We start from the raw sequence: 10,320 nt of genomic DNA, 5'->3' as shown, positions 1-10,320 counted from the left end.
GCCGGCCGCTGGCCGGCAACCCCAGAATTCCAGGTACGCCCATTGACGTTGCCAGCCAGCGGCCGGCACTACCACACGGGTATCATCGTCGCGAACGCCCTGATTTCCGGAGACACCGATGAACCCGCTGCGCCCCTTCCGCGACAAGATGCCCGTCCTCGGCGAGCGCGTGTACATCGATCCGGCCTGCACCGTCATCGGTGACGTGGAGCTGGCCGAGGACGTATCGGTGTGGCCGGGCACGGTCATCCGCGGTGATGTCAATCACGTGCGCATCGGCGCGCGCACCAACGTGCAGGACGGCACCATCATCCACGTCAGCCACCACAGCCCCTACAACAAGGCCGGCTACCCGACCCTGATCGGCGAAGGCGTGACCGTCGGCCACGGCTGCATCATCCATGCCTGCACGATCGGCGACTACAGCCTGATCGGCATGGGCGCCTGCATCCTCGACGGTGCGCGCGTCGAGCGCCATGGCTTCGTCGGCGCCGGTGCGGTGGTCGGCCCGGGCAAGGTGGTCGGCGAAGGCGAGCTGTGGGTGGGCAATCCGGCCCGCCCGGCGCGCACGCTGAGCGACAAGGAGATCGAGTCGCTGCACTACTCGGCCGACCACTACGTGCGGCTGAAGGACGAATACCTGGGCTGAGCAGCCAACGCCGCCATGCGGCTCTGCTAAAGTCTGGGCCCGACCAGGACCTGTCGAGACCCCCATGCCTGTGGCTGCCTGCCGGAGAGGACTCCGGCGCCCACAACGAAGGCCATCGCACTGATGGCCGCACCGATGCTCGATACCTACCGCGAGGTGGTGACGCCGGAGGGTGTGCCGCTGCAGCTGCCGGCAGCCGGCCCGGTGCCACGGGCGATGGCGTGGCTGGTAGATCTGGGCGTGCGCATCGCGGTGCTGGTGGTGATGTCGATTCCACTGGCACTGCTGGATTCGTTCGGCTCCGGGCTCGGCCTGGTGCTGATGTTCCTGGTGTACTGGGCCTACCCGATCGTCTGCGAAGCGCTGTGGGGCCGTACCCTCGGCAAGCGCGCGCTGGGCCTGCGCGTGCTTGCGCGCGATGGCGCGCCGGTAGGCTGGATGGCTGCCATCACCCGCAACCTGCTGCGCACCGTGGACATGCTGCCGTTCGGCTATGCACTGGGCCTGATCAGCAGCCTGTTCGATCCCCATGGCCGTCGCCTGGGCGATCTGGTGGCCGGCACCGTGGTGGTGCATGCGCCCGTGCTGTACCTGCCGCCTCCGCCCACCATCGACAGCGTGCTGGCCCCGCCGCAGCCGCTGCGACCGGAAGAGCAGGCCGCGCTGATGGCCTTCGCCGAGCGCGCGCCACGGCTGTCGGCGGCCCGCCAGCAGGAACTGGCCGGCATCGCCGAACCGCTGACCGGCACCCACGGCCAGGTCGGCGTACTGCGCCTGTATGCCATGGCCAACTGGCTGTTGGGGCGACGATGAAGCAGGAACAGTTCGTCGCCCGCTACCAGCAGGAATGGCAGGACCTGGAACACTGGCTGCTGCTGCGTGCTGGTGCTGCGCGCCGCACGCGGCGCAAGGCCAGCGCGCTGGCAGTGGACGACGCCGCCTTCCCGCAGCGCTACCGGCGCCTGTGCCAGCAGCTGGCACTGGCCCGCGAGCGCGGCTACAGCCCGCAGCTGGTGCAGCGCCTGCAGCAGTTGATGCAGCAGGGCCACAGCGTGCTGTACCGCACGCCGCCGACGCGCTGGCGCGGTGCACTTGAATTCCTGGTGGCCGACTTCCCGCTGCTGGTGCGCAGCCAGGCGCGCAGCATGTGGGTGGCACTGGCGATGTTCGCGCTGCCGGCGGTGGCCTGCTTCGTGCTGGCGCAGCTCTACCCGGACCTGATCCACATGGTGATGGACAACCGCCAGATCGCCGAGATGGAGCGCATGTACGATCCAGCGGCCGAACGCCTCGGGCGTGACAGCGGCACGGACTGGATGATGTTCGGCCACTACATCCTGAACAACATCAGCATCGCCCTGCGTACCTTCGCCAGTGGCCTGCTGGCCGGCCTGGGCACGCTGCTGGTGCTGCTGTTCAACGGCGTGATCATCGGTTCAGTGGCCGGCCACCTGCAGCACATCGGCCATGGCGATCCGTTCTGGCGCTTCGTCGCAGGCCATGGTGCGTTCGAGCTGACCGCGATCGTGATCGCCGGCGGTGCCGGCCTGCAGCTGGGCATGAAACTGCTGGCCCCCGGCCGGCGCAGCCGCCTGGATGCCCTGGTCGAAGGCGGCCGCATCGGGGCCCGGCTGTGCCTGGGCGTGGCGTTCATGCTGCTGGTGGCCGCGTTCATCGAAGCGTTCTGGTCGTCGATTGCCGAAGTGCCGGCGTGGGGCAAGTTCAGCGTGGCCGGCGTGCTGTGGGCCGGCGTGCTGCTGTGGCTGTGGCGCGGCGGGCGCGGAGGCGGCAATGCGCATTGACCGCCTGGACGTGGTGCTGCGCGCGCGCAGTGGCTGGGAAGCAATGGAGCTGGGCAGCGCCCTGTCGCGCCGCCACGCACGTGCGGTATGGGGCAGCTGGCTGCTGGCCAGTGCGCCGCTGTTCGTGATCTTCAACGCGTTGGGCTGGTGGCTGGATGCGTTCGGCTGGGCCTGGCTGGCGATGTGGTGGTGCAAGCCGCTGTTCGAACGCGCACCGCTGTACGTGCTGTCGCGCGGCATCTTCGGTGAGCCGGTGGGCGCGCTGGCAGCGCTGCGCGCGCAGCGCAGCTGGGGCAATGCAGGCTTCTGGGGCTACCTGGGCTGGCGCCGCTTCAGCGTGCTGCGCAGCCTGTGCCTGCCGGTGAACCTGCTGGAAGGCAACGCGCCGGCCCAGCGCGGTGCACGCCGCCGCGCCGTGGCGGCCGGTGCCGCAGGCGCCGCCGTCGTGCTGACCGTGGCCTGCATGGCCTTTGAAGGGGTGCTGGTGTCCGGTGCGATCGGCGCTGTGTTCATGTTCATGCCACTGGAGCTGATGTCCGAATCATGGCGTGCCGCATGGGACATGATCGGCCAGGACACGCCAGCCTGGGCGCAGCTGGGCTTCAACCTGGCGTGCTGGCTGGCATCGGTGCTGATCGGACCGTTCTATGTCGGCGCCGGCTTCGGCCTGTACTTGAACCGGCGTACGCAGATGGAAGCGTGGGACGTGGAGATCGCCCTGCGCCGCCTGCGCGAGCGGCTGCTGCCGGCAGCATCGACGCTGGCGCTGCTGCTGTGCCTTGCCCTGCCGCTGGCCTCCGCGCCAGTGCATGCGCAGGACGCGCAGACAGTCGCTGAGCAGGTCGGCGATGCCGAAGAGGACGAGGGCCGTGCGGAAGAACCCGCCACTGCGGCCAACGACCCGGCCAATACGCCGGCGATGATCTTCGGTGCGGCGCCGGTGGACACCGCCGGTTTCCGCCAGGCGGTGAACCGCGCCTATGAGGATCCGCTGCAGCGCCCGACCCGCCAGGTCACGCGCTGGAAGCCGATAGAACAGGCCGAGGAAAAAAAGAAGGAAGACAAGGCGCTGCAGAGCGACGGCAGCAGCAAGGGCGAGCGCAGCAACCGCAAGGCCGGCATTGCCTGGCTGGCGCGCCTGGCCGAGTGGGGCCTGTGGGGCCTGCTGGGCGTCCTGCTGCTGGTGCTGTTGTTGACCGCCCGTCTGTGGCTGCCGTGGCTGCGCGGCAGTGGCCGGCGCAAGGCCGAGGCTGCACCACAGGTGGTGGTGGAACAGGTGGAGTTGCCGGTCGTGCTGCCGCCGGACGTGGCCACCCAGGCCGGCCTGCTGTGGGACCAGGGCCGGCCACGTCAGGCGCTGGCCCTGCTGTACCGCGCCAGCGTACGCACCGTGGGCGAGCGCAGCGGCATCGCGCTTCCGCCCGGTGCCACCGAAGCGCAATGCCTTCGCGCGTCGCGGCGCATGCCCGATGCCACCGACCGTGACCTGTTCGCGCGCATCGTGCGCATGTGGCAGTACGCCGCCTACGGTGGCCGCCTGCCCAGCCGCGCCGATTTCGATGCACTGGCCGACACGCTGCGCCAGCAATACCGGTGGCTGGCATGAGCCCGCGCCTGTTCTGGTCGCTGTTGCTGGGCGGGCTGGTGCTGCTCGGCGTACCGCTGACGATCCTCTTTCTGCGCACGCATGAGCGGGTGACCGAGACCGTGCAGCTGCCGCCGCAGGGCGAAGCTGGCTACAACCCGCTGTACGTGCTTGGCCAGGCACTGCGCGCCGATGGCATCGACGTGCACTCGCGGCCGCGGCTGGACCTGCAGCAGATGGCGCTGGGTCCGCGCGATACGGTGGTGCTGCTGCAGGACAGCAGCGAACTGCCGGCACCGGCGGCCAGGGCCCTGCTGGCCTGGGTCGATGGTGGTGGCCATCTGCTGGTGCGTACGCCGCCACCCGCAGAGGACGACGCCAGCAGTACGCAGGGACCGCTGCTGGACCAGCTCGGCGTGGACAGCCTGTACCAGCAGAGCGACTGCCAGCCGTTCCACGTCATCGACGATCCCAGCCATGTGGAGTTCTGCGGTGGTCGCCGCTTCACGCTGGGCTTTGCCGCCCGTACACACGCCGAACGGCGTTGGGGCAACGAGCGCAACCTGGTGTTCGCGCGACTGCGCCACGGGCAGGGCAAGGTGAGCGTGCTGGCCGACATGGAGTTCATGCGCGGCGAGGTGGATTCGCCGGCAGCACGCCTGGCGTCGGCTGCGGGCAAGGCCAGCGACGGCCTGCACGATCTCTCGCACCGCGACCTGACCCGTTATCTGCTCGATCCGAACTACGGCAAGGGCACTTTCTGGCTGGTCTACGCCAGCCGCCCGCCGTCGCTGTGGGCGCGCCTGTTCTACCAGGGCTGGCCGGTGTGGGCGCCGCTGCTGCTGGCCCTGCTGGGCTGGCTGTGGGGCCGTTCGCAACGCTTCGGCAGCCGCCTGCCGTCGCCGGTGCTGGAACGCCGCTCGCTGCTGGAACACGTGCGGGCCAGCGGCGAGCTGCTGCTGCGCTTCGGCCACGGCGCGCGCCTGTACCACGCCGTGCTCGCCCTGTTCCTGCATCGCCTGCGCCTGCGCGCACCGGTGGCTGCAGCACTGGAGGGCGCCCCCCGCGAACAGGCCATCGCCGAACTGCTGAAGTGGCCGCAAGGCCGCGTTGCCAGCGCGCTCACGCCCCCTCCGCCGCACGATTCCTCCGCCCTGCGCGAGCGCATCCGCTTGCTGCTCCAGATGAGATCCCTGCTATGACCGAAGTCCCCGAGCTGCCGGCGGCCGCCAACGCCCGCCTGATCGAACGCGTCGATGCCATCCGCGATGCCGTCGGCCACGCCTTCATTGGCCAGGCCGATGTACTGGACCAGATCCTGGTGGCCCTGCTGGCCGGTGGCCATGTGCTGATCGAGGGCGTGCCCGGGCTGGGCAAGACCCTGCTGGTGCGGGCACTCGCGCAGGCGCTGGAGCTGGATTATGGCCGCGTGCAGTTCACCCCCGACCTGATGCCCAGCGACGTCAGTGGCCATGCGGTGTACGACCCGAAGAGCGAGAGCTTCAGGATCCGCCGTGGCCCGGTGTTCACCAACCTGCTGTTGGCCGACGAGATCAACCGTGCGCCGGCCAAGACCCAGTCGGCACTGCTGGAAGTGATGCAGGAAGGCCAGGTGACCATCGAAGGCAAGGCGTTCACCCTGGCGCCGCCGTTCATGGCGCTGGCCACGCAGAACCCGCTGGAGCAGGAAGGCACCTACCCGCTGCCAGAGGCACAGCTGGACCGCTTCCTGCTGAAGGTGCTGATCGACTACCCGCAACTGGAGGACGAGAAGCGCATGGTGACCGCGATCACCAGTGGCCGTGCCGCCAGCGATTTCGACCTGAGTCAGGTGCCGCGTGTACTGGGGGCTGGCGAGCTGCTGGAACTGCAGCGTGCGACCGCGGCGATCACCGTCGATGACGAAGTGATCGACTACGCGGTGCGGATTGTGGCGGCCACGAGGCAGTGGCCAGGCATCGCGGTCGGCGCTGGCCCGCGCGGCAGCATCGCGCTGGTGCGTGCCTCGCGCGCGCAGGCGGTGCTGGCCGGCCGTGACTTCGTCACGCCCGACGACGTGCGCGACATCGCACGCCCGGCGCTGCGCCACCGCATTGCACTGGCCCCGGAGCTGCAGATCGAAGGCCAGGACGCCGACGACGTGCTGGGCGCACTGTTGGCCAAGGTGGAAGCACCGCGCCGATGAGGCCTGCCCCGCTGCTGCTGGCGCTGCTGCTGGCCTGGGCCGGCCTGGGCGGCCTGGTGCTGGGCGGGTTGCTGCCGCGCTGGAGCTGGGCGCTGGCCGCCGTGGCCATCGCGCTGCCTGCGCTGTTCGACCTGTGGCGGCAGTCGCGGCGTCCGTCGCCGCAGGTACAGCGCGAACTGCCCGAAGCGCTGGCGCTGGGCGTGCGTCGCGAGGCGGCGCTGCGGCTGCAGGCCGAGCAATCGATGACGGTGCAGGTGTTCGACCTGGTCCCCGGCGGCTGGCCGCTGGAATCGCTGCCACGGCGCGTGCGCCTACGGGCCGGTAGCGCCTCCACGCTGCACTACCACCTGCAGCCGCTGCAGCGTGGGCACTTCCGCTTCGAAGGTGTGCACCTGCGCATGCGCTCGCCGTGGCGCCTGTGGTGGCAGCAACGCACGCTGCCGCCCGCACTGGACGTACGGGTCTATCCGAATTTCGTGCCGCTCACGCGCTTTGCGTTGTTCAGTGCCGACCAGGCCTCGCGGCTGGTCGGTGCACACGTGAAGCGCCGCCGTGGTGAAGGCACCGACTTCCACCAGATGCGCGAGTATCGCGTCGGCGACAGCCTGCGCCAGCTGGACTGGAAGGCCACCGCGCGTGCGCGCAAGCTGATCTCGCGCGAGTACCAGGACGAGAAGAACCAGCAGTTGCTGCTGATGCTCGACAGTGGCCGGCGCATGCTGGCCAGCGAAGGCGGGCTCTCGCACTTCGACCATGCCTTGAATGCCTCGCTGGTGGTGGCCTACCTGGCGCTGCGCCAAGGCGATGCCGCCGGCCTGTTCGCTGCCGGTGGCGAACGCCGCTGGGTCGCGCCGCAGCGCGGCATGGGCACGGTCGAGCACCTGCTGCGCGCCAGCTACGACCTGCAGCCACGCGCGGTGGCCACCGATTACCTGGCCGCTGCCACCGAGGTGTCGCTGCGCCAGCGCCGGCGAGCACTGGTGATGCTGGTCAGCAACGTGCGCGATGAAGACATCGAAGACCTGCTGGCGGCGGTGCGCCTGCTGCAGCGGCGCCACCTGGTGTGTGTGGCCAGCCTGCGCGAGCGCGAGCTGGACGGCGTACTGGAGGGCGACGTGCAGACGCTGGAGGACGCCACCCAGGCCGGTGCCACGGCGCTGTACCTGCAGCAGCGCGCGAAGGCGCACGAAGCGCTGCGCAGCGAGAAGGTGATGGTGCTGGACGTCACCGCCGACGCCCTGCCCGGCGCACTGGTGGAGCGCTACCTGGCGGTGAAGCGCGAAGGGCTGCTGTAACCCTGCGATTGATCGGAGCCGAGCATGGGCTCGGCTCTACAGACGGCCTGATTCCTGTAGCGCCGAGCCCATGCTCGGCTGCCGGCCAGCGGCCGGCACTACCTACCCCTGCAGCAAGCGCCGCTGCAACCGCTCCACCGCACGCTGCAGCAGCACCCGGTTGCAGGCCAGCTTCATCCACTGCGGCAGGCGCGAGAACATGGATCGATGATGGCCGCGACCCTCGCGCAGCGACGCGCCCGCGTAGTCGTGCAGTGCCTGCAGATGTTCGGCGTTGTAGGCCCACAGCAGGCCCGCGCGGGTCGATTCGACCAGGCGCAGCGGCAGACCGAAATGCGGATCGGCAGGCTCGGCGTCACGCAGGGGACGCGTCAGCACCGTGACCTCGGTGCTGCGATCGCACTGTGCGCATCGGGCGGGGAAGGAGGCAGGCGCGGGGATGCCGGCGGGAATCGGCCGACACACATGCAGCCACTGATGCCCGCAGAATCCACAGGGCTGGCGGCCCAGAACGCGGACCGCACCCACCCAGTCGCCGCTGTCCAATGCAGCGCTGCAAGCGGTGCAGCGGAAACGCGCGGTCCATCGATAGGGTTCCCAGCGGGCGATCACCCAACCGGGGGCATCGCAGCGGTGGCAACGCACCGCGACGCGGTCCGCGAAGGCCTGCAGGCTGCGCCCGTCATCGAAATGCCGGCCCGGCGCGGGCGTGGCACACCCATGCCGGCCAGGCCAACGCCGCACCGTCATCAGACGTAGATCCGCGTCGGCGCCTCGTCGACGATCGCGTGCGGCACGAACCGCGCACTGTCGCGGGTGATCGCGCTGTCGTCCTCGCGGATGCCGATGCCGCAGGCGTGGTCACCCACCACCCAGCTGCCGATCAGCGGGTAACCGCCTTCGAAGCGGGTCAACGGATGGGCGCGCTGGATGATCGCCGGGCCGTCGTAGGGACCGTCGCTGCGCTGGGTGCTGCCATCGGCCAGGTGCATCTCGATGTTGGCACCTTCGCGCGAGAACAGCGGCTTGCGCACCCAGCCCGACGCCAGCGCGCTGCCGTCATCGAAGTGCGCCTCCAGCAGGTTCGGATGGCCCACGTTGCGCTGCCACAGCAGCGGCAGGATACCCTTGTTGCTCAGCACCGCCTTCCAGGCCGGCTCCAGCAACTGCACGCCCGAGCCAGGCAGCGCGCGGCCGAACTCTTCGGCCATCAGGTCTTCCAGCGGGTACAGCTTGAACAGCGTGCCGATCACCGAATCATCCAGCGCGGTGAAGCGGCCGTCCTCGGACAGGCCGATGTCCTCGATCGCGATGGCCTGGCCATGCAGGCCGGCCTGCGACGCGCAGTCGCGCAGGTACTCGACCGTGCCGCGGTCTTCCTCCGAGCTTCCCACCGCGCTGAAGTACAGCGGCGGCGGCAGCTGCGTGGCCAGTTCGCCGAAGCGCTCGACCAGTGCCTCATGGATCGCATTGAACTGGTCGGCATGCTGCGGCAGGCGGCCAGCGTTGCGCTGGTCTTCCAGCCACTGCCACTGGAAGAAGCTGGCCTCGAACAGCGAGGTCGGCGTGTCGTAGTTCAGCTCGTACAGCTTGGCCGGACCGGTGCCGTCGTAGGCCAGGTCCAGGCGGCCGTAAAGGTGCGGCTGGCGCTGGCGCCAGCTGTCGGCGATCCAGTCGCGGTAATGCGACGGAATCGCCAGCTGGTCCATCAACCGCTCGCTGCCGATGACATCACCGACCAGATCCAGCGCCATCTGGTGCAGCTCGGCACTGGGGTCTTCGATGTCCTGTTCGATCTGGCGCAGGGTGAACGCGTAGTACGCGCTTTCATCCCAGTAGGGCTGGCCATCGATGGTATGGAAACGGAAACCCGCTTCCTCCGCGCGTGCCCGCCACTGGGCACGCTCGGCAATCCGGATGCGCTGCATGGGTCGATCAGCCGCCGTAGCTGCCGCTGGTGCTGCGGCGTGCGCTGGTGTTGCCGAAGCCACCACGGCTGGCAGTGACCGCACGGTTCGGTTCGCTGGTGACCGGTGCCAGACCGGCCTTGCCGGCGCCGATGCCGCTGGCGGTGTTCAGGCCACCGGTGCCGCCCGGTGCCGGGCGCGCCCAGCCAGCGTTCTTGTCCTGGTATGCCGGTGCCGACGCCGGCGCCTGCGGGGCGAGGCCGCCGCGGTTGCTCAGCATCTGCGACATGAAGAAACCCATCATCATCGGGCCGATGAACGAGGTGCCGGCCGAGGTGTGCTGCTGCACGCACTGCTCCGGCTTGTAATCCTTCTCGCAGGCTTCCTTGCTGGCGTACTTCGGCGCCGCATCGGCGGCCTGCTTCTGCGCTTCGGCAAAGGCATTGCGGCACGACGACGGATCACCGGTGGCCTCGGTGCAGGCCTCGACCGAGGTATACAGGCCTTCCTGCACCTTCACCTCCGGCTCCTTCTGGCAGGCGGTGAACAGCAGCGGCGCAGCGCTCATCAGCAGCAGCGCGGTGGTGCGGGAACGTTTCATGGCCTCATGCCCTGTCGACGGATCAATGCCCCAATGATGCCAAATCCTCACCAACAACCGGAATCGGCAAAGTGGGAAAGATGAACGGAATTTCATTTTCGTCGTTCCCCATCAGCCACGCATGACGTGGATCCATCGTGTCGACCAAGGTCGACACCTACCAACAGCCGCAGGAAACTGTCGAAGGCGGGGTGGGTCCCGCGGATAGCCCAGCTGATGCTGTTGAGGTTGCCGGCCAGCGGCCGGCACTACCGCGGGTGGAGGGCGCACGCCTGCCACTACCATGCCCGTGGTTT

The 10,320-nt window shown here is 69.2% G+C and carries 10 protein-coding genes; 7 read left to right on the top strand and 3 right to left on the bottom strand.

The features are described from left to right. The first annotated feature begins 118 nt into the window (after positions 1-118). The 7 genes from ACM0PY_RS20865 (at position 119) to ACM0PY_RS20835 (ending at position 7,516) form a co-directional block, all read left to right on the top strand. On the top strand, positions 119-649 hold the full coding sequence (locus ACM0PY_RS20865; protein WP_061479018.1) for a gamma carbonic anhydrase family protein: 531 nt from the start codon (positions 119-121) through the stop codon (positions 647-649). 123 nt (positions 650-772) lie between these two features. After that, positions 773-1,462, top strand: a complete 690-nt coding sequence (locus tag ACM0PY_RS20860; RefSeq protein WP_088497023.1) for an RDD family protein — start codon at positions 773-775, stop codon at positions 1,460-1,462. Next, positions 1,459-2,451: a stage II sporulation protein M gene (locus tag ACM0PY_RS20855; RefSeq protein ID WP_065177881.1), complete on the top strand. Its 993-nt coding sequence runs from the start codon at positions 1,459-1,461 to the stop codon at positions 2,449-2,451. Before ACM0PY_RS20860 ends, ACM0PY_RS20855 begins: the two co-directional genes overlap by 4 nt. Continuing rightward, entirely contained in the window at positions 2,441-4,057 is a 1,617-nt protein-coding gene (locus ACM0PY_RS20850) for a DUF4129 domain-containing protein (protein WP_180883693.1), read from the top strand. Before ACM0PY_RS20855 ends, ACM0PY_RS20850 begins: the two co-directional genes overlap by 11 nt. Continuing rightward, positions 4,054-5,238, top strand: a complete 1,185-nt coding sequence (locus tag ACM0PY_RS20845) for a DUF4350 domain-containing protein (protein ID WP_180883691.1) — start codon at positions 4,054-4,056, stop codon at positions 5,236-5,238. The genes ACM0PY_RS20850 and ACM0PY_RS20845 overlap by 4 nt, the downstream gene beginning before the upstream one ends. Next, positions 5,235-6,221, top strand: a complete 987-nt coding sequence (locus ACM0PY_RS20840; RefSeq protein WP_061479013.1) for an AAA family ATPase — start codon at positions 5,235-5,237, stop codon at positions 6,219-6,221. The genes ACM0PY_RS20845 and ACM0PY_RS20840 overlap by 4 nt, the downstream gene beginning before the upstream one ends. Then, the gene (locus tag ACM0PY_RS20835) at positions 6,218-7,516 is read left to right on the top strand and encodes a DUF58 domain-containing protein (protein ID WP_180883690.1); all 1,299 of its coding nucleotides are present in this window, start codon (positions 6,218-6,220) and stop codon (positions 7,514-7,516) included. Before ACM0PY_RS20840 ends, ACM0PY_RS20835 begins: the two co-directional genes overlap by 4 nt. Before the next feature lie 102 nt (positions 7,517-7,618). Here ACM0PY_RS20835 and ACM0PY_RS20830 read toward each other — a convergent pair whose 3' ends face one another. Genes ACM0PY_RS20830 through ACM0PY_RS20820 form a run of 3 tightly spaced genes read right to left on the bottom strand, consistent with a single transcriptional unit; the run spans position 7,619 to position 10,024 of the window. Then, a complete protein-coding gene (locus ACM0PY_RS20830) occupies positions 7,619-8,266 on the bottom strand; it encodes a hypothetical protein (protein WP_180883688.1) in 648 nt (215 codons plus the stop codon). Beyond that, positions 8,266-9,444, bottom strand: a complete 1,179-nt coding sequence (locus ACM0PY_RS20825; RefSeq protein ID WP_061479010.1) for a glutathionylspermidine synthase family protein — start codon at positions 9,442-9,444, stop codon at positions 8,266-8,268. The genes ACM0PY_RS20830 and ACM0PY_RS20825 overlap by 1 nt, the downstream gene beginning before the upstream one ends. Positions 9,445-9,451: 7 nt before the next feature. Further along, positions 9,452-10,024 carry a DUF1190 domain-containing protein gene (locus tag ACM0PY_RS20820; RefSeq protein ID WP_005420172.1) on the bottom strand — a complete coding sequence of 191 codons (573 nt, stop codon included), beginning with the start codon at positions 10,022-10,024 and terminating at the stop codon, positions 9,452-9,454. Between the last annotated feature and the right edge of the window lie 296 nt (positions 10,025-10,320).

It is taken from the genome of Stenotrophomonas sp. BR163 (assembly GCF_047520985.2).
GTDB lineage: Bacteria > Pseudomonadota > Gammaproteobacteria > Xanthomonadales > Xanthomonadaceae > Stenotrophomonas > Stenotrophomonas sepilia.
The sequence above is the reverse complement of the archived record's forward strand: the minus strand, read 5'-3'. Positions and strand labels throughout refer to the sequence as shown.

Excerpts from the sequence above, each read along its gene's own strand:
- ACM0PY_RS20865 (WP_061479018.1), top strand. The coding sequence starts at position 119 with ATGAACCCGCTGCGCCCCTTCCGCGACAAGATGCCCGTCCTCGGCGAG.
- ACM0PY_RS20860 (WP_088497023.1), top strand. The coding sequence starts at position 773 with ATGGCCGCACCGATGCTCGATACCTACCGCGAGGTGGTGACGCCGGAG.
- ACM0PY_RS20855 (WP_065177881.1), top strand. The coding sequence starts at position 1,459 with ATGAAGCAGGAACAGTTCGTCGCCCGCTACCAGCAGGAATGGCAGGAC.
- ACM0PY_RS20850 (WP_180883693.1), top strand. The coding sequence starts at position 2,441 with ATGCGCATTGACCGCCTGGACGTGGTGCTGCGCGCGCGCAGTGGCTGG.
- ACM0PY_RS20845 (WP_180883691.1), top strand. The coding sequence starts at position 4,054 with ATGAGCCCGCGCCTGTTCTGGTCGCTGTTGCTGGGCGGGCTGGTGCTG.
- ACM0PY_RS20840 (WP_061479013.1), top strand. The coding sequence starts at position 5,235 with ATGACCGAAGTCCCCGAGCTGCCGGCGGCCGCCAACGCCCGCCTGATC.
- ACM0PY_RS20835 (WP_180883690.1), top strand. The coding sequence starts at position 6,218 with ATGAGGCCTGCCCCGCTGCTGCTGGCGCTGCTGCTGGCCTGGGCCGGC.
- ACM0PY_RS20830 (WP_180883688.1), bottom strand. The coding sequence starts at position 8,266 with ATGACGGTGCGGCGTTGGCCTGGCCGGCATGGGTGTGCCACGCCCGCG.
- ACM0PY_RS20825 (WP_061479010.1), bottom strand. The coding sequence starts at position 9,444 with ATGCAGCGCATCCGGATTGCCGAGCGTGCCCAGTGGCGGGCACGCGCG.
- ACM0PY_RS20820 (WP_005420172.1), bottom strand. The coding sequence starts at position 10,024 with ATGAAACGTTCCCGCACCACCGCGCTGCTGCTGATGAGCGCTGCGCCG.